At 61.6% G+C, this 18,438-nt stretch carries 17 protein-coding genes and 2 tRNA genes; 1 reads left to right on the top strand and 18 read right to left on the bottom strand.

Annotation, left to right across the window (positions count from 1 at the left end; translation table 11 throughout):
• Positions 1 to 8: 8 nt before the first annotated feature.
• The 14 genes from ACOOE1_RS03210 to ACOOE1_RS03145 all read right to left on the bottom strand — a co-directional run bounded on the left by ACOOE1_RS03210 (position 9) and on the right by ACOOE1_RS03145 (position 13,220).
• Complete coding sequence (locus ACOOE1_RS03210; RefSeq protein WP_420404901.1) at positions 9 to 1,520, bottom strand: NADH-quinone oxidoreductase subunit M; 1,512 nt, start codon at positions 1,518 to 1,520, stop codon at positions 9 to 11.
• A gap of 4 nt (positions 1,521 to 1,524) precedes the next feature.
• Positions 1,525 to 3,456, bottom strand: a complete 1,932-nt coding sequence (gene nuoL, locus ACOOE1_RS03205; RefSeq protein WP_420404900.1) for an NADH-quinone oxidoreductase subunit L — start codon at positions 3,454 to 3,456, stop codon at positions 1,525 to 1,527.
• 6 nt (positions 3,457 to 3,462) lie between these two features.
• The gene (gene nuoK, locus ACOOE1_RS03200) at positions 3,463 to 3,771 is read right to left on the bottom strand and encodes an NADH-quinone oxidoreductase subunit NuoK (protein WP_193180509.1); all 309 of its coding nucleotides are present in this window, start codon (positions 3,769 to 3,771) and stop codon (positions 3,463 to 3,465) included.
• A 5-nt stretch (positions 3,772 to 3,776) separates the two neighbouring features.
• Entirely contained in the window at positions 3,777 to 4,382 is a 606-nt protein-coding gene (locus ACOOE1_RS03195) for an NADH-quinone oxidoreductase subunit J (RefSeq protein WP_420404899.1), read from the bottom strand.
• A gap of 97 nt (positions 4,383 to 4,479) precedes the next feature.
• Positions 4,480 to 4,968, bottom strand: coding sequence for an NADH-quinone oxidoreductase subunit NuoI (gene nuoI / locus ACOOE1_RS03190; protein WP_420404898.1), 489 nt, complete (start codon positions 4,966 to 4,968; stop codon positions 4,480 to 4,482).
• Between the two features lie 62 nt (positions 4,969 to 5,030).
• A complete protein-coding gene (gene nuoH / locus ACOOE1_RS03185) occupies positions 5,031 to 6,053 on the bottom strand; it encodes an NADH-quinone oxidoreductase subunit NuoH (RefSeq protein ID WP_420406400.1) in 1,023 nt (340 codons plus the stop codon).
• A 13-nt stretch (positions 6,054 to 6,066) separates the two neighbouring features.
• A complete protein-coding gene (gene nuoG, locus ACOOE1_RS03180) occupies positions 6,067 to 8,163 on the bottom strand; it encodes an NADH-quinone oxidoreductase subunit NuoG (RefSeq protein WP_420404897.1) in 2,097 nt (698 codons plus the stop codon).
• Between the two features lie 36 nt (positions 8,164 to 8,199).
• Positions 8,200 to 9,495: an NADH-quinone oxidoreductase subunit NuoF gene (gene nuoF, locus ACOOE1_RS03175; protein WP_420404896.1), complete on the bottom strand. Its 1,296-nt coding sequence runs from the start codon at positions 9,493 to 9,495 to the stop codon at positions 8,200 to 8,202.
• Positions 9,495 to 10,157: an NADH-quinone oxidoreductase subunit NuoE gene (gene nuoE, locus ACOOE1_RS03170; RefSeq protein WP_420404895.1), complete on the bottom strand. Its 663-nt coding sequence runs from the start codon at positions 10,155 to 10,157 to the stop codon at positions 9,495 to 9,497. The genes nuoF and nuoE overlap by 1 nt, the downstream gene beginning before the upstream one ends.
• A complete protein-coding gene (locus ACOOE1_RS03165; RefSeq protein WP_420404894.1) occupies positions 10,154 to 11,332 on the bottom strand; it encodes an NADH-quinone oxidoreductase subunit D in 1,179 nt (392 codons plus the stop codon). The genes nuoE and ACOOE1_RS03165 overlap by 4 nt, the downstream gene beginning before the upstream one ends.
• The gene (locus ACOOE1_RS03160; protein ID WP_420404893.1) at positions 11,332 to 11,964 is read right to left on the bottom strand and encodes an NADH-quinone oxidoreductase subunit C; all 633 of its coding nucleotides are present in this window, start codon (positions 11,962 to 11,964) and stop codon (positions 11,332 to 11,334) included. Before ACOOE1_RS03160 ends, ACOOE1_RS03165 begins: the two co-directional genes overlap by 1 nt.
• A gap of 40 nt (positions 11,965 to 12,004) precedes the next feature.
• Entirely contained in the window at positions 12,005 to 12,562 is a 558-nt protein-coding gene (locus ACOOE1_RS03155) for a NuoB/complex I 20 kDa subunit family protein (protein ID WP_420404892.1), read from the bottom strand.
• A complete protein-coding gene (locus ACOOE1_RS03150; protein ID WP_420404891.1) occupies positions 12,553 to 12,918 on the bottom strand; it encodes an NADH-quinone oxidoreductase subunit A in 366 nt (121 codons plus the stop codon). Before ACOOE1_RS03150 ends, ACOOE1_RS03155 begins: the two co-directional genes overlap by 10 nt.
• Positions 12,919 to 13,143: 225 nt before the next feature.
• Positions 13,144 to 13,220: transfer RNA gene (locus tag ACOOE1_RS03145), tRNA-Asp, on the bottom strand.
• A 239-nt stretch (positions 13,221 to 13,459) separates the two neighbouring features.
• Here ACOOE1_RS03145 and ACOOE1_RS03140 point away from each other — a divergent pair.
• Positions 13,460 to 13,867, top strand: coding sequence for a hypothetical protein (locus ACOOE1_RS03140; RefSeq protein WP_420404890.1), 408 nt, complete (start codon positions 13,460 to 13,462; stop codon positions 13,865 to 13,867).
• 19 nt (positions 13,868 to 13,886) lie between these two features.
• On the opposite strand, the gene ACOOE1_RS03135 is transcribed toward ACOOE1_RS03140, so the two are convergent.
• From ACOOE1_RS03135 to clpX, 4 genes are all read right to left on the bottom strand, one after another.
• Positions 13,887 to 13,962, bottom strand: a tRNA-Val gene (locus ACOOE1_RS03135).
• An 86-nt stretch (positions 13,963 to 14,048) separates the two neighbouring features.
• Positions 14,049 to 14,321: an HU family DNA-binding protein gene (locus ACOOE1_RS03130; protein WP_420404889.1), complete on the bottom strand. Its 273-nt coding sequence runs from the start codon at positions 14,319 to 14,321 to the stop codon at positions 14,049 to 14,051.
• Positions 14,322 to 14,588: 267 nt separating this feature from the next.
• Positions 14,589 to 16,988 carry an endopeptidase La gene (gene lon / locus ACOOE1_RS03125; RefSeq protein WP_420404888.1) on the bottom strand — a complete coding sequence of 800 codons (2,400 nt, stop codon included), beginning with the start codon at positions 16,986 to 16,988 and terminating at the stop codon, positions 14,589 to 14,591.
• A 112-nt stretch (positions 16,989 to 17,100) separates the two neighbouring features.
• Positions 17,101 to 18,378, bottom strand: a complete 1,278-nt coding sequence (gene clpX / locus ACOOE1_RS03120) for an ATP-dependent Clp protease ATP-binding subunit ClpX (RefSeq protein ID WP_420404887.1) — start codon at positions 18,376 to 18,378, stop codon at positions 17,101 to 17,103.
• Between the last annotated feature and the right edge of the window lie 60 nt (positions 18,379 to 18,438).

The following is an 18,438-nucleotide window of genomic DNA, read 5'->3' as shown; positions in this document are numbered from 1 at the left end:
CTCCTGCCTTACCGGGCGGCCACGGCCACGCTCGCATCGCCGAGCGCAACCTTGTAATTGCTGATCAGGTGATCGACCGACACCGACATCATGTCGAGGAAGGTCGAAGGATAGATCCCCATCCAGAACACCAGGACGATGAGCGGGGCGAAAACGGCGATTTCGCGCGGTGAGAGGTCAAGCATCTTCTTCAGCGCTTCCTTGTCGAGCGTGCCGAAGATGATTCGCCGGTAGAGATAGAGCATGTAGGCCGCTCCAAGAATCAGGCCGGTCGCCGCCAACGCCGCGAGCCAGGTACTCTTCTCGAAAGCGCCCATCAGGATCAGGAATTCGCCGACGAAACCGCTGGTCGCCGGCAGGCCGACCGATCCCATGGTGAAGATCATGAAGACCAGCGCGTAGCGCGGCATTCTTTCGACCAGGCCTCCATAGGCAGAAATCTCGCGGGTGTGCATCCGGTCATAGACCACGCCGACACAGAGGAATAGCGCGCCGGAGACGATGCCGTGGCTCAGCATCTGGAAGATCGAGCCTTCGACGCCCTGCGTGGTCATGGTGAACATGCCGATGGTCACGAAGCCCATATGCGCGATGGAGGAATAGGCGATCAGTTTCTTCATGTCCTCCTGCACCAGCGCGACAAGCGAGGTGTAGATCACCGCCACGATGCTGAGCGCGTAGACCAGCGGGGTAAAGAACTCGGTCGCTTCCGGGAACATCGGGATCGAGAACCGGAGGAAGCCGTAGCCCCCCATTTTCAGCAGAACGCCGGCCAGGATCACCGAGCCCGCTGTCGGCGCCTCAACGTGGGCGTCCGGCAGCCAGGTATGGACCGGCCACATCGGCACCTTCACCGCGAAGGAAGCAAAGAAGGCGAGCCAGAGCCAGGTCTGCAGCTCGGCCGGGAAGCCCGCCTCCATCAACGCCGGAATGTCGGTCGTGCCGGTCTGCAGATACATCGCGAGGATGGCAATCAGCATGAGCACGGAGCCGAGCAGCGTATAGAGGAAGAACTTGAAGGCCGCATAGACGCGGCGCGCGCCGCCCCAGACGCCGATGATCAGGAACATCGGGATCAGCACACCTTCGAAGAAGATGTAAAAGACCAGGATATCCAGCGCGCAGAACATGCCGACCATCAGGGTCTCGAGCACGAGGAAGGCGATCATGTACTCCTTCACGCGCTTCTGCACCGCCTCCCAGCTCGCCAGGATGCAGATCGGCGTCAGCAGGGTCGAGAGCAGGACGAACCACATGGAAATGCCGTCGACCCCCATGTGATAGCCGATGCCCCAATCCGGCAGCCAGTCGCGTTTCTCGACGAACTGGAAGTCCGCCGTGGTCGGATCGAACCCGGCCCAGATCAGCAGCGAAAGGACGAAGGTGATCAGCGAGGTCCAGAGCGCCACATAGCGGGCGTTCCGCGCGACCTGCGCCTCCTCGCCCCGGGTCAACGCCACGAAGAGCGCGCCCGCGAGCGGCAGGAACGTAACCAGTGAGAGTAGCGGCCAATCGCTCATGGTCTTAGTTCCCGCTCGTCAGCATGTACCAGGAGATGATCGCGACAACCCCGATCATCATCGCGAAGGCGTAGTGATAGACGTAGCCCGACTGCAGCTTTCCTGCGCGCACCGCGGCAAGCCGTGTCACGAGGCTGACGCCGTCCGGACCGAAACCGTCGATGAGCGCGCCGTCACCGTTCTTCCAGAAGATACGGCCGATCTTCATCGACGGACGCACGAAGAGGAAGTCGTAGAGTTCGTCGAAGTACCATTTGTTCAGCAGGAACAGGTAGACCGGACGGAAGCTGGCGGCGACCTTGGCCGGCAGGCCGGGCATGAACATGTACATCAGGTAGGCGAGTCCGATGCCGGCGACCGTGACGACGATCGGGATGATCTTCACCCAGGTCGGCACATGATGCGCGCCTTCGATCGTGTCGTTGCCCTCCGCGACGAAGATCGCCGCGCCCCAGAATTCCTGACGCAGATCGCCACCGAAATACTGGTAGCCGAGCCAGCCGGAGAGCACCGCGCCGACCGCGAGCACCATCAGCGGGATGGTCATCACGCTCGGGGATTCGTGGATGTGGCTCATCACCTCCTGGCTCGCCCGCGGCTTGCCGTGGAAGGTCATGATCAGCAGGCGCCAGCTGTAGAAGGCGGTCATGAAGGCGGCACCGACACCGAGCCAGAAGGCGTAGTCGCCGACCCCGGTATGCTTGGCGTAGGCCACCTCGATGATCAGGTCCTTCGAGAAGAACCCGGCGAAGGGCGGCAGGCCGACCAGCGCCCAGCTGCCGATCCACATCATGATGTAGGTGAGTTTGATGTGTTTCCAGATGCCGCCCATGTTGCGCATGTCCTGCTCGTCCGACATGGCGTGGATCACGGACCCCGCGCCGAGGAAGAGCAGCGCCTTGAAGAAGGCGTGCGTCATCAGATGGAAGATCGCGGCGGAATAGGCCGAGACACCGCAGGCGAAGAACATGTAGCCGAGCTGGCTGCAGGTCGAATAGGCGATCACCCGCTTGATGTCGTTCTGGCAGAGACCGACGGTCGCGGCGAAAAAGGCCGTGGTCGCCCCGACGATGGTAATCACCATCAGCGCGGTCTCGGAGAACTCCATCATCGGCGACAGGCGCGCGACCATGAAGACACCGGCCGTCACCATGGTGGCGGCGTGGATGAGCGCGGAGACCGGGGTCGGGCCTTCCATCGCGTCCGGGAGCCAGGTGTGCAGCCCGAGCTGCGCCGACTTGCCCATCGCGCCAATGAAGAGCAGCAGGCAAAGCACGGTCATTGCGTGCCATTCGTACCCGAGGAACTCCATCGTCACTGCGGCCTTCTCCGGCACGGCGGCGAAAATGTCGTCCAGCACGACTGTGTCGAACAGCAGATAGGTGCCGAAGATACCGAGCGCGAAGCCGAAATCGCCGACGCGGTTGACGATGAAGGCCTTCATCGCCGCGGCGTTGGCGGACGGCTTGTGGAACCAGAAACCGATCAGCAGATAGGAAGCGAGGCCGACGCCCTCCCAGCCGAAGAACAGCTGCACGAGGTTGTCCGCCGTCACCAGCATCAGCATCGCAAAGGTGAAGAGGCTGAGATAGGCCATGAAGCGCGGCTTCGAATGGTCATGGCTCATGTAGCCGACGGAATAGACGTGCACCATGGTCGAGACGCCGGTGACCACGATCAGCATGACCGCTGTCAGGGTATCGAACTTGAGCGCCCAGGCCGCTTCCATGGACCCCGAGGCGATCCAGGTGAAGAGCTCTACCGTGACCGGATTGCCGCCCAGCGCGACGTCGACAAAGGCAAGGATCGAAAGGGCGAGCGAGCCGAACATGGCTCCGCAGGTGACCAGCTGGGCCGGGCGGTCACCGATGGCCCGGTTTCCGAGCCCCGCGATGAGACTGCCGAGCAGCGGCAGGAAGACGATTGCGGCGTACATCCGGCCTTACCCTTTCATCAGGTTGATGTCTTCGACAGCGATGCTGCCGCGGTTGCGGAAGTACACAACCAGGATGGCGAGGCCGATCGCTGCTTCGGCAGCGGCAACGGTCAACACGAAGAGCGCGAAGACCTGGCCGACGAGGTCGTTCAGGAATACGGAGAACGAGACCAGGTTGATGTTTACCGAGAGCAGGATGAGTTCGATCGACATCAGGATGATGATGACGTTCTTCCGGTTGAGGAAAATCCCGAACATGCCGAGCGTAAAGAGCACGGCAGCGACGGTCAGGTAATGGGCGAGACCGATTTCCAGCATGATCAGGCTCCTCCCCCGCGCGGCACTTCGACGACTTCGACGGTCTCTTCCGTGCTCCGGGCAAGCTGCGTGGAAATCCGCTGGCGCTTCACGCCCGGCCGGCTCCGCAGCGTGAGCACGATGGCGCCGATCATGGCGATCAGCAGGATCAGTCCCGCCGCCTGGAAGAGATAGACGTAGCGGGTGTAGAGCAGCGCCCCGAGCGCGTGGGTGTTCGTCACTGCCGCGGCATCGGGTGCCGGAGCCGTGGTGATCAGGTCCGGTGCGATGACCCAGCTCGTGACCACGAAGAACAGCTCGACGAAGATCACGACACCGATCAGCATTCCGATCGGCAGATACTTCATGAAGCCCTGCCTGAGTTCGACGAAGTTGATGTCGAGCATCATGACGACGAACAGGAAGAGCACCGCGACCGCGCCGACATAGACGACGACGAGGATCATGGCGATAAACTCGGCGCCGAGCAGGACGAACAGCCCGGCGGCGTTGAAGAAGGCCAGGATCAGGAACAGCACCGAATGCACCGGGTTCCGGGACGAGACCACCATGACGCCGGAGGCGATGGTGATCGCGGCAAAGACATAGAATACGAGTGCCTGGATCATAGGCGCCCTCCTCCCGCCGCCGACACGGCGGGCGATTTCTGAATCAACTCAGCCATTTCGCCGGCTTTCTTCATGTTCCCCTCGCCCCCGAGCGCCATCAACGATACGGCGCTTCGACGGTCAGATTATGCGCGATCTCGCGCTCCCAGCGGTCCCCGTTCGCGAGCAGCTTGTCCTTGTTGTAGAACAGCTCTTCGCGGGTTTCCGTGGCAAATTCGAAGTTCGGACCCTCGACGATGGCATCGACCGGGCAAGCCTCCTGGCAGAAGCCGCAATAGATGCATTTCGTCATGTCAATGTCGTAGCGCGTGGTCCGGCGGCTGCCGTCCTCGCGCGGTTCGGCCTCGATGGTGATCGCCTGTGCCGGGCAGATCGCCTCGCAGAGTTTGCAGGCGATGCAGCGTTCCTCGCCGTTCGGATAGCGGCGCAGCGCGTGTTCGCCCCGGAAACGGCTGCTGATCGGCCCTTTCTCGTACGGGTAGTTGATCGTCACCTTCGGCTTGAAGAAGTATTTCAGCGTCAGGAACATCCCGGACAGCAGCTCGGTCAGCAGAAGCCCGCGCGCACTCTGTTGCAGCATGCTCATGGCTCAGCCTCTCTCCGTCGTGCGGTTTTGTTTGGCATTCGGCGTCGTCATCGTGTCCATCCTCATCCCAGCACCGGATCCGGCACCCAGCCAAAGGCCACGAGCACGCCCGCGGTGATCACCACCCAGAGCAGCGAGAACGGCAGGAAGACCTTCCATCCAAGACGCATCAGCTGGTCGTAGCGATAGCGCGGGAAGGTCGCCCGGACCCAGAGGAAGAAGAACAGGACGAAGCAGATCTTACCGATCAGCCAGATCGGCCCCGGGATCCAGTTGAACGGCGCGACGTCGAAAATCGGGAGCCAGCCGCCGAGGAACAGGATCGCGGTGATTCCGCTCATCAGGATCATGTTCGCGTATTCGCCGAGGAAGAACAGGGCGAAGGTCATCGAGGAATACTCGACGAAATAACCCGCCACCAGTTCCGACTCGCCTTCCGGCAGGTCGAACGGCGCGCGGTTGGTTTCCGCCAGCGCCGAAACGAAGAAGATCACGAACATCGGCAGCAGCGGGATGGCGAACCAGACCGTGCGCTGTGCCTCGACGATCGCCGACAGGTTCAGCGAGCCGACGCAGAGCAGCACCGTGATCATCACGAATCCGATGGATACCTCGTAGGAGACCATCTGCGCCGCAGAGCGGAGCGCACCGAGAAAGGCGTATTTCGAGTTCGAGGCCCAGCCGGCCATGATCACGCCATAGACGCCGAGCGAGGAAATCGCGAAGAGATACAGGACGCCGACATTGATGTCGGCCAGCACCATGCCCTCGTCGAACGGGATCACCGCCCAGGCGATCATCGCCAGGATGAAGGTCAGCATAGGCGCCATGGCGAACATGAGCTTGCTCGCGCCGGCCGGCAGGATCGTTTCCTTGGCGAAAAGCTTCACACCGTCGGCGAGCGGCTGCAGGAGACCGAACGGGCCGACAACGTTCGGACCCTTCCGCATCTGCATGGCGCCGATCACCTTGCGCTCGAAATAGGTCAGGTACGCGACCGCCACCAGCAGAGGCACCACGATGGCGAGGATCTGCGCCAGGATGATCGCGGTCGGGATCACGTAGGTGTCGAGGATCAGATTCATATCCATCGGACTCTTACCCCTCGGTCCCGGTCCGGCCCTGCTTCGGCAGGACGAACACCTCGGTACATTCGGCCATGGTCTTGGAGGCCCGGCTGATCGGATCGGTCATGTAGAAATTCTCGACCGTGGTGCCGAATCCGGTCTCGCTCATCGCGCCCTCGGCTCCGAACGGGCCCCATTCGGCAATCGGCGCGACGTCAATCACGGTGAAGATCTCGTTCTCGCCGCGCAACTTGGCGCGGAGCTGCTCCAGGCTGTCATAGGGCAGCGCCTGGCCGAGATGGGCCGAGAGGGCGCGCAGGATCGCCCAGTCCTCGCGAGCCTCGCCCGGCGGAAAACTGGCGCGCAGGCCCATCTGAACCCGGCCCTCGGTGTTCACGTAGAGGGCGTCCTTCTCGGTATAGGCCGCGCCGGGCAGGATCACGTCGGCACGGTGCGCGCCGCGGTCGCCATGGTGGCCCTGGTAAATCACGAAGGCTTCGCCAAGCCGCCGGGTATCGATCTCGTCCGCGCCGAGCAGGTAGACCGCCTTGATCGCGCCCTTGGACGCGCCCTCAAGGATACCGGCGACGTCCGCACCGCCCTCGCCCGGCAGGAAGCCGAGATCGAGACCGCCGACGCGGGCCGCCGCGGTGTGCAGCACGTTGAAGCCGTTCCAGGCCGCGATCTCGTTGCCGTCCGCGTCCTTCGAGGCGGCGACAAGCATGCCGGTGCTCTCCGCAATCGAGCGTGCGGCCGCGAGCACGGCCGCGCCGTCCTCGCGGGCGAGCGCGCCCATGCCGAGAATGATCATCGGCCGCTTGGCGTTCTTCAGCACGGAGGCAAAGGCGTTATTGCCTTCGGCGACTTCGCTCAGGGTCTGCGGGCCAGCACCAAGATGCTCGTACTCATAGGTCAGATCGACCGGTGCGCCGATCAGGCCGACCTTGAGGCCGCCGGCAAGCCAGCGCTTGCGGATCCGCGCGTTCAGCACGGCGGCGTCCCAGCGCGGGTTGGCACCGACGATCAGGATCGCGTCCGCGTCCTCGATCCCGGCGATGGTCGAATTGAAGAGATATCCGGCACGCGTGGTCGCATCGAGCTTCGCACCGTCCTGGCGGCAGTCGAGGTTCGGCGACCCGAGCGCGGTCATCAGCCCCTTCAGGGCATACATGGATTCGACATCGACCGTGTCACCGGCGACAGCGGCGATCTCGGCCCCCTTGAGGCCCTTCAGCTTCGCCGCGATGGCCCCGAAAGCCTCGTCCCAGGACACCGGCGCCAGCTTGCCGTTCTTGCGCAGGTATGGGCGGTCGAGACGCTGGCGCTTGAGGCCGTCGCAAGCATAGCGCGTCTTGTCGGAGATCCATTCCTCGTTCACGTCCTCGTGCAGGCGCGGCAGCACCCGCATCACTTCCGAACCACGCGCATCAACGCGGATGTTGGAGCCGACTGCATCCATCACATCGATGCTTTCGGTCTTGCGCAGCTCCCACGGGCGCGCCACGAAGGCATAGGGCTTCGAGGTCAGCGCGCCGACCGGGCAGAGATCGATGACGTTGGCCGACATCTCGCTGTCGATGGCCTTCTCGAGATAGGTCGTGATCTCGGCGTTTTCGCCGCGGCCAAGCAGCCCCATATCGGTGACACCGGCAACTTCGGTCGAGAAGCGGACGCAGCGGGTGCAGTGGATGCAGCGGGTCATGATGGTCTTGACCAGCGGCCCCATATACTTGTCTTCGACGGCGCGCTTGTTCTCGTCGTAGCGGCTCGAATGGTGACCGAAGGCCATTGCCTGGTCCTGCAGGTCGCACTCGCCGCCCTGGTCGCAGATCGGACAGTCGAGCGGGTGATTGATGAGGAGGAACTCCATCACCCCTTCCCGCGCCTTCTTCACCATCTCGCTATCGGTGCGGATCACCATGCCGTCGCCGGCGGGCATCGCGCAGGAGGCGACCGGCTTCGGTGAGCGTTCCATCTCGACCAGGCACATCCGGCAGTTGCCGGCGATCGAAAGGCGCTCGTGATAACAGAAGCGCGGCACTTCGGCGCCGGCTTCCTCGCAGGCCTGCAGCACGGACGCGCCGGCGGGTACTTCGACCTCGACCCCGTTGACGGTCAATTTAGGCATTGCGCTCTCCCCCGAGGCACTTCGTCGTCACGCGCATCATTCCGCGGCCTCCATGACCGGCTGCCCTGCCTTCCGGGCCGCGATCCGGCGCTCGACCTCGGGCCGAAAATGCCGGAGCAGCCCCTGGATCGGCCAGGCGGCCGCATCGCCGAGGGCGCAGATCGTATGGCCTTCAACCTGCTTCGTTACTTCGTAGAGGGCATCGATCTCCTCGACCTCTGCCTCGCCGCGCACAAGACGGTCCATGACCCGGTACATCCAGCCGGTGCCCTCACGACACGGCGTGCACTGGCCGCAACTCTCATGCTTGTAGAAATAGGACAGCCGCGCGATCGCCCTCACCACGTCGGTCTGCTTGTTCATGACAATGACCGCCGCGGTGCCGAGACCGGAACCGACGCCGCGCAGGGTGTCGAAATCCATGATCACGTCGTCGCAGACCGATTTCGGCATCATCGGCACCGAGGAGCCGCCCGGGATCACGGCGAGGAGATTGTCCCAGCCGCCGATGACGCCGCCGCAATGCTTCTCGAGGAGTTCCTTGAGCGGAATGCCCATCTCCTCCTCGACATTGCAGGGATTCTCGACATGGCCGGAGATGCAGAACAGCTTGGTGCCGGAATTCTTCGGCGTGCCGAGATCGGCGAACCAGTTCGCGCCGCGGCGCAGGATTTCCGGTACAACGGCAATGCTCTCGACATTGTTCACCGTGGTCGGACAGCCATAGAGCCCGACGCCCGCCGGGAACGGCGGTTTCAGGCGCGGCTGGCCCTTCTTGCCCTCGAGGCTCTCGAGCAGCGCGGTTTCCTCGCCGCAGATATAGGCCCCGGCGCCCCGATGCAGGATGACGTCGAAATCGTAGCCGGTGCCGCAGGCATTCTTGCCGATCAGCCCGGCCTCATAGGCCTGGTCGATCGCCGCCTGCAGGCGCACCGCCTCGTTGTAGAACTCGCCGCGGATATAGATGAAGGCCGCTGTCGCCCGCATCGCATAACCGCCGATCAGGCAGCCCTCGATCAGCTTGTGCGGATCGTTGCGGATAATCTCGCGGTCCTTGCACGTGCCCGGCTCGGATTCGTCCGCATTCACCACCAGATAATGCGGCTTGTCCTTGACCTCCTTCGGCATGAAGGACCACTTCACGCCGGTCGGGAAGCCAGCGCCGCCACGGCCGCGCAGACCGGAGGACTTGACGTCCTCGACGATGTCGTCCGGGCTCCGGCTCAGGATCTGCTTCGTGGTACTCCAGTCGCCGCGCTTGCGGGCGCCTTCCAGCCCCCAGTCGTGCCAGCCGTAGAGGTTCGTGAAGATGCGGTCCTCGTCCCTCAACATCACTTCTCTCCCGTTTCGCCGGCGCTGACCTTAGGATCGTAGGTCCGGGCCGCCCCGTTATCCTTGTAGGACAGCAGCGTCTGCGCGCCGGCTTCCGGCTCCGAGACATTCCGTCCGGAAAGCGATCCCGGCGCCGGAACCTCACCCTTCTTCAGAGCGTCCAGCAGCTTGGCCGTGCTTTCGTAATCGGCGTCTTCGTAGAAATCGTCGTTCACCTGCAGGATCGGCGCGTTGGCGCAGGCGCCAAGGCATTCGACCTCAAGCAACGTGAACATGCCGTCGTCGGACGTCTGGTGATTCTCGAGACCGAGCTTATCCTTGATGCACTTCATCACCTGGTCGGATCCGCGCAGCCAGCACGGCGTCGTCGTGCAGGCCTGCAGGAAGTATTTCCCGACCGGTTTGAGATTGAACATCGTGTAGAAGGTCGCGACCTCGAGCACGCGCATCTTCGGCATCTTCAGCTTCTCGGAGATGACGTCGATGGCCGCGAGCGGGATCCAGTTGTCGTGCTGACGCTGCGCCAGATCGAGCAGCGGCATGACCGCGCTGGCCTGCCGGCCTTCCGGATATTTGGAGATGATGGCCTCCGCCTTCGCCTCGTTCTCGGGCGTGAAGGCGAAGCTCTCCGGTTGATTCTCGGCGATGTCGATACCGCTCACCGGTCAATCTCCCCGAACACGATGTCAAGCGAGCCGATGATGGCGACGGTGTCGGCCAGCATGTGCCCCTTGGACAGAAAATCCATGGCCGCCAGGAAGGAAAATCCGGGTGCCCTGATCTTGCAGCGATAAGGTTTGTTGGTGCCGTCGGACACCAGGAAGACGGCGAACTCGCCTTTCGGCGCCTCGACCGCGGTGTAGGTCTCGCCCGCCGGGACGTGATAGCCCTCGGTATAGAGCTTGAAGTGATGGATCAGCGCTTCCATCGAGTGCTTCATTTCGCCGCGGCTCGGCGGCGCAACCTTGCGGTCCTCGGTCTTGACCGGCCCTTCCGGCATATTTTCAGCGGCTTGCCGGATAATCTTGAGACTTTCCCTGATCTCCTTAATGCGCACCAGATAGCGTGCATAGCAGTCGCCGGTCTTGCCGATCGGAATGTTGAAATCCATCTCGTCATAGGCGTCGTAAGGCTGCGACTTGCGCAGGTCCCAAGCGAGACCGGAGGCGCGGATGCAGGGGCCGCTGAAGCCGATCGCCTGAGCATCCTCTGCCGAAACGACACCGATATCGACGGTACGCTGCTTGAAGATACGGTTTTCCGTCAGCAGGCTCTCGATATCGTCCATCAGCGCCGGAAAGGTTTCTGTCCAGGCCAGGATATCGTCCAGGATCCCTGGCGGCAGATCCATCGCAACGCCGCCGGGGCGGAAATAGGCCGCGTGCAGGCGTGCGCCGCAGGCCCGCTCATAGAACTCCATGAGCTTTTCGCGCTCCTCGAAGCCCCAGAGCAGCGGCGTCATCGCGCCGACATCGATGGCAAAGGTGGTGATGTTCAGCAGATGGTTCAGGATCCGCGAGATCTCGGCATAGAGCACGCGGATATACTGCGCGCGTTTGGGCACCTCGATTCCGAGCATTTTCTCGACCGCGAGCGCATAGGCATGCTCCTGCGACATCGGCGCGACATAGTCGAGACGATCGAAATACGGCACCGCCTGCAGGTAGGTCTTGTACTCGATCAGCTTCTCGGTGCCGCGATGCAACAGGCCGATATGCGGATCGGCCCGCTCAACGATCTCACCGTCCATCTCCAGCACCAGGCGCAGCACGCCGTGGGCGGCCGGATGCTGCGGACCGAAATTCAGCGTAAGCGGCTTGATCTGCGCTTCAGCCATCAGGAGGCTCCCTCTTCGGCCTGATCCGGGGCCTTTTCATCGCCTGGAAGTAGAGAACGCGCGCCTTCCCACGGGCTCAGGAAGTCGAAGCTGCGGAAGTCCTGGACGAGCTTCACCGGCTCGTAGACCACGCGCTTCTGTTCGTCGTCGTAGCGGACCTCGACATGACCAGTCAGCGGGAAATCCTTGCGCAGCGGATGGCCCTCGAAGCCGTAGTCGGTCAGCAGACGCCGCAGGTCCGGATGGTCGGAAAAGAACACGCCGTACATGTCCCAGGTTTCCCGCTCGAACCAGTTGGCAGAGGGGAATACCGCGGTAGCGGACGGTACCGGCGTCTGCTCGTCGGTTGCGACCTTGACCCGGATCCGGTTGTTCTGCTGCACGCTGAGCAGGTTGTAGACGACGTCGAATCGCAGCTCTCTCTCGGGATAGTCAGTGCCGCAGATATCGACCAGACAGCGGAACTGGCACTGCGAGTCGTCGCGAAGGAAGGTCAAGACCTTGCAGATATGCTGGGGACGGGTCCGAAGCACCAGTTCGTCCAGCACGAATCCGACCTCGACCAGTTCGGTCGAGAGCTGGTTTCTCAGATATTCCGCCAGCTCTTTCTGCGTTTCTGTTGGTGATGCCATGCTGTCGTCTGCCTCTGCCTGGCGTTAATTCGCGCCCGAGTTATCGGGCGATGGTCGAAGTGCGCTTGATCTTCTTCTGCAGCTGGAGAAGCCCGTAGAGAAGCGCTTCGGCCGTCGGCGGGCACCCCGGGACGTAGACGTCGACCGGAACGATCCGGTCGCAGCCGCGGACCACGGAATAGGAATAATGATAGTAGCCGCCGCCATTGGCACAGGAGCCCATGGAGAGCACCCAGCGCGGCTCGGCCATCTGGTCATAGACCTTGCGCAGAGCCGGCGCCATCTTGTTGGTCAGCGTGCCGGCGACGATCATCACGTCCGACTGACGCGGGCTCGGCCGGAACACCATGCCGAAACGGTCGAGGTCGTAGCGGCTTGCCGCGCTGTGCATCATCTCGACGGCGCAACAGGCAAGACCGAAGGTCATCGGCCAGAGAGACCCACTGCGGGCCCAGTTGAAGAGCTTGTCCGCCTGGGCGACCACAAAGCCCTTCTCGTTCAACTCGTCGCCGACGGCCTTCAGGATCGCGTCCTGGTCGGCGCCGGGCGGAATCGGGCGAAGATCCTGCGAAGTCTGCATGGTGGCTCTTACTCCCATTCCAGGGCGCCTTTGCGCCACTCATAGACGAAGCCGACGGTCAGCACGCCGAGGAAGACGATCATCGACCAGAAGCCGAACAACCCGATTCCGCCGAGCGAGATCGCCCAGGGAAACAGGAAAGCGACCTCAAGGTCGAATATGATGAAGAGGATGGCAACGAGATAGAAGCGGACGTCGAACTGGCCGCGGGAATCGTTAAAGGCCTCGAAACCGCACTCGTAGGCCGATACCTTCTCGGAATCAGGCCGCTGCTTCACAACCAGCAGCGAGCCGATCACCATCGCGAGGCACAGGCCGATCGCGACCACGAGAAATATCAGGATAGGCAAATATTCCCGGAGAATATCGCTCATATCGTCAGCTCTCTCTCATTACCGGCGTTTCTGGGGACTCCGACGGGAGCGCCCGACACCTTGTCAACGGCCGCACTATAGTTCCATCGGGCGGCCAAGAAAAGCCCGTGTCGCGTCTAGATTTCTGAAAGAAGCCTTTAAATTCCGGCGCTTGCAACGCGTTTTTCGGCGCCGGTCGAAGACCGCGCCGCGATGTCGCAGAAACATGGAACGAAATGAGGTAAGTGGCGGGAGTGACGGGACTCGAACCCGCGGCCTCCGGCGTGACAGGCCGGCGCTCTAACCAACTGAGCTACACCCCCATATCCGGGTCGCGGAGCCGTTTGTTTGGCGGCGCCCCCGACGAGGAGGCGCTTATGTACTTTGGGCCCTATGGAGTGTCAAGCGCGATGGGTCGGAAAAACGACTCTTTTTTTGCCGGTTCCCTCGTAACCGTCGGAAACGCCCGAAAATCGGGGGAAAAATCTTTGTTCAACCGAACTTGACGCCGTGCGTATCATGACGGCAACGAGCCATCCGAAGCAGTTGGAACCGCCTACCCATGATGACCGAGAGAGACTACCAGCGACTCAGTAAACTGGTTGCGATGCTTTCCAGCGACAATGACGGCGAGATCCTGAATGCGGTCGATGCCATCAGCAATATTCTGAACGAATACGGTCTCGGCTGGACCGACCTGCTGCTCCCCCGCAAGTTTCTCAAGGTCCGAAATGCCCAGGCGGACGATCTCAAGGCCGAAGCAGCAGACAGCGGGCCACTCGATCCCGCGCAGGCCACACCGAAGCAGATGTACGACGCGTTGATGCAGAGTCCGCGGGTATCGATCGAAACCAAGCGTGACATCCGCGACTACACGACGGAAATTTCCGAGAATCGGGTGAGGCCCAAGACCAGGGCGGACCTGCAGGCCATGTATCGCTACGCGATCATGCAGGGTCGGCACATCTGAAGAAAATCACTGGTCGGGTTGGTGGGCGCTGACGGGATCGAACCGCCGACCCTCTCGGTGTAAACGAGATGCTCTCCCAGCTGAGCTAAGCGCCCGACCGATGCCGGGAGCGTGCCCCGACGAAAACGCCGCCCCTTCTAACAGGGACGGCGCGTCGCGAAAAGAAAAGAAATCTATTCTATCAATTCAGTGCGTCCTTGAGGCCCTTGCCTGCCTTGAACTTCGGCTGCTTCGACGCGGCGATCTTGATCTTTTCGCCGGTGCGCGGATTGCGGCCTTCGCTCGCAGCGCGGGATGCCACGCTGAAGGTACCGAAACCGACAAGCCGGACTTCGCCGCCGGACTTGAGCGCGGACGTAATGGAATCGAGGACAGCGTCGACAGCCGAAGCGGCATCGGCCTTGGTCAAATCTGCAGAATCGGCAACAGCCGCGACGAGCTCATTCTTATTCACGTTATAGCCCCCCTGTAAGAAGAAGAATCACCCAGAAATTGGCCGAATCTTCGGCCCAATCAGTGCGTCACTGTAAATCGCTGGAATTGCGGGCGTCAATCATGCAACCGGCGGATTTCTGCAGATCTGCGGGGATTCTCACTATTAACCAGTCGTTTATGAGTAAATTCAAGATAAATCACACATATATAATACGCGAAACCCCGGCGCGACGGCCGGGGTTTGCACACTCCAATTATGCGCGAATGCGCATAACCCTCAATGATATCAATGAGTCGTCAGAGACTTCTCGCCCTTGTCATCAGCTTTCGCAACGGGCTCGATGACGATGTCTTCCGGATCGATCGGAACCAGCGGCTTGGTCAATGCCGACGCCAGCACCTCGTCGACCGACGACACGGGAATGATCTCAAGCCCTTCCTTCACATTGTCCGGAATTTCCGCCAGGTCCTTTTCGTTGTCCTTCGGGATCAACACGACCTTGAGACCGCCCCTGAGCGCCGCAAGAAGCTTCTCCTTCAGGCCGCCGATCGGAAGAACGCGGCCGCGCAGCGTCACCTCACCGGTCATCGCGACATCGCGCCGGACCGGTATGCCCGTAAGCACCGACACGATCGACGTCACCATGCCGACACCCGCGGACGGACCGTCCTTCGGCGTCGCGCCTTCCGGAACATGGACATGAATGTCCTTGTTCTCGAGGCTCTTGGGCGAAATGCCAAACATCAGCGACCGAGACTTCACGAAGCTTTCCGCCGCCTGGATGGATTCCCGCATCACGTCGCCGAGCTTGCCGGTGGAGATCACCTTGCCTTTGCCCGGTACGGTCACGGACTCGATCGACAGCAATTCGCCGCCGACTTCGGTCCATGCCAGCCCTGTGGTTACGCCGATCAGGTCGGATTCCTCGGCCTCGCCATAACGGTATTTGCGGACGCCGGAGAACTTCTCAAGATTGTCAGGGGTGACCTCGACCGTCTCGAGGCCTTCCATGAGGATCTCTTTGACCGCCTTGCGCGCAAGATTGGCAAGCTCACGCTCCAGGTTCCGCACCCCGGCTTCGCGGGTATAGTAGCGAATCAGGTCGCGCAGTCCCTCGTCCGTGATCGACCATTCATCCTTCTTCAGACCGTGCTGTTCGATCTGCTTGCTGATCAGGTGACGCTTGCAGATCTCGATCTTCTCGTCCTCGGTGTAGCCCGAGATCCGGAGGACCTCCATACGGTCGAGGAGCGGCTGCGGCATCCGCAGCGTGTTCGCGGTCGTCACGAACATGACATCGGAGAGATCGTAATCGACCTCAAGATAATGATCCTGGAAGGTCGAGTTCTGCTCAGGGTCCAGCACTTCGAGAAGCGCCGACGACGGATCGCCGCGATAGTCGTTCCCGAGCTTGTCGATTTCGTCGAGCAGGAACAGCGGATTGGAGGCCTTGGCCTTCTTCATTCCCTGGATCACCTTGCCGGGCAGCGAACCGATATAGGTCCGGCGATGCCCGCGGATCTCCGCCTCGTCACGCACGCCGCCAAGCGAGATGCGGACGAAATTGCGTCCGGTCGCCTCCGCGATCGACTTGCCGAGAGAGGTCTTGCCGACCCCCGGAGGGCCCACGAGACAGAGAATCGGCCCCTTCACCTTACCGGTGCGCTGCTGCACGGCGAGATATTCAAGGATCCGTTCCTTGACCTTCTCGAGACCGTAGTGATCACGGTCGAGAACCGATTCCGCCAGCTTGATGTCTTTCTTGATCCGGGAGCGCTTCTTCCACGGAATCGACAGCAGCCAGTCGAGGTAATTGCGCACGACCGTCGCTTCTGCCGACATCTGGCTCATGTTGCGGAGTTTCTTCAGTTCCGCATCCGCCTTCTCACGCGCTTCCTTGCTGAGCTTGGTCTTGCGAATCCGCTCCTCGAGTTCGACCAGTTCGTCGCGGCTGTCGTCGGTCTCGCCGAGTTCCTTCTGAATGGCCTTCATCTGCTCGTTCAGATAGTACTCGCGCTGGGTCTTCTCCATCTGCCGCTTGACGCGGTTGCGGATACGCTTCTCGACCTGCAGAACGCCGATCTCGCCTTCCATGAAGCCGTAGACCCGCTCCAGCCGGTCGATCACCGTCTCGCTCTCGAGCAGTTCCTGCTTTTCCGCGATCTTGAGTGCCAGGTGAGACGCAATCGTGTCGGTGAGCTTCGCCGGGTCCTCGATCTGGTTGACCGAGACCAGAACTTCCGGCGGGATCTTCTTGTTGAGCTTTATGTATTGCTCGAACTGCGAAACCACGGCGCGGGCGAGTGCCTCCTTCTCCGGTTCGTCGCTATCCGCGTCGGTCATAACCTCGGCATAGGCTTCGAAGAAGTCCTCGTTGTCCTTGAAATCGGTAATGCGCGCGCGCTGCACGCCCTCGACCAGGACCTTCACGGTTCCGTCGGGAAGCTTCAGCAGCTGCAGTACGGTCCCGATGGTGCCGACAGTGTAGATTTCATCCGGCGACGGATCGTCGTCGGCCGCGTTCTTTTGCGTCACCAGGAGGATCTGCTTGTCGTCCTTCATGACGTCTTCGAGGGCGCGCACGGATTTGTCGCGGCCAACGAAGAGCGGCACGATCATATGCGGAAAGACCACGATGTCGCGCAGCGGAAGGACGGGGTAACTCGCGGTGCCTGTCTCTTTCATCAGTCTTTCAACTCGCTCCCCTATTCAGAGCGGCTGACCGGAGGGGGAGACGGTCCGGGCCAGCCAGGTAGTTAAGTGGCGCTAGCTTAGGCCCGGTTCAAGGCTGGTCGGCTCAAGCACTCGATCCGACATCTCCGCGCCGGTCCGCATGGACCATGATCGGCAGCGCCCCATTCTCGACGACCTCGCCGTTGATGATGATCTCCTCGACATCTTCCATGCCGGGCAGATCGAACATCGGATCGAGCAGGATGCCCTCCATGATCGACCGGAGACCGCGGGCGCCGGTCTTGCGCTCGATTGCCTTCTGGGCGATCGCCTGCAGGGCCTCATCGCGGAATTCGAGGTTCACGTTCTCCATCTCGAACAGCCGCTGATACTGCTTCACCAGCGCATTCTTGGGCTTGGTCAGAATGTCGACCAGGGCCTCGTTGTCGAGATCCTCGAGAGTCGCGACGACCGGCAGCCGGCCGACGAATTCGGGGATAAGGCCGAACTTCAGGAGGTCTTCCGGTTCGACTTCGCGCAGGATTTCTCCCGTACGGCGATCATCCTCCGACTTCACATCCGCACCGAATCCGATGGAGGATCCTTTCGAGCGGTTCGAGATGATCTTCTCGAGTCCGGCGAACGCGCCGCCGCAGATGAAGAGGATGTTGGTCGTATCCACCTGCAGGAATTCCTGCTGCGGATGCTTGCGGCCGCCCTGAGGCGGAACCGAAGCGACCGTTCCTTCCATGATCTTCAGCAGCGCCTGCTGCACGCCCTCGCCCGAGACGTCCCGGGTGATCGAGGGGTTGTCGGACTTGCGGCTGATCTTGTCGACCTCGTCGATATAGACGATGCCGCGCTGTGCGCGCTCGACATTGTAGTCGGCTGCCTGCAGCAGTTTCAGGATGATGTTCTCGACATCCTCGCCGACATAGCCGGCCTCGGTCAGGGTCGTCGCGTCCGCCATCGTGAAGGGGACGTCGATGATCCGGGCCAGCGTCTGCGCCAGCAGGGTCTTGCCGCAACCGGTCGGACCGACGAGCAGAATGTTCGATTTCGCCAGTTCGACATCGTTGTTCTTGCTGGTATGCGAGAGCCGTTTGTAGTGGTTGTGCACCGCGACGGAGAGAATCCGCTTCGCATAAGGCTGCCCGATCACATAATCGTTCAGCACTTCCATGATGTCGCGCGGGGTCGGAACCCCGTCGCGCGATTTCACCAGCGTGGTCTTGTGCTCTTCACGGATGATGTCCATGCAGAGTTCGACGCACTCGTCGCAAATGAAGACCGTGGGGCCCGCAATCAGTTTGCGGACCTCGTGCTGGCTCTTGCCGCAGAACGAGCAGTACAAGGTGTTCTTTGAATCACCACCGTTCGTGCTTCCGCCGGATTTGCTCATCTTACCCACATTCGTTACGGGACGGCTGATTGGTCATGTTAGCCAAAGGCAGCGAAGCCG

Source organism: Nisaea sp., from assembly GCF_965216895.1.
GTDB lineage: Bacteria > Pseudomonadota > Alphaproteobacteria > Thalassobaculales > Thalassobaculaceae > Nisaea.
The sequence above is the reverse complement of the archived record's forward strand: the minus strand, read 5'-3'. Positions and strand labels throughout refer to the sequence as shown.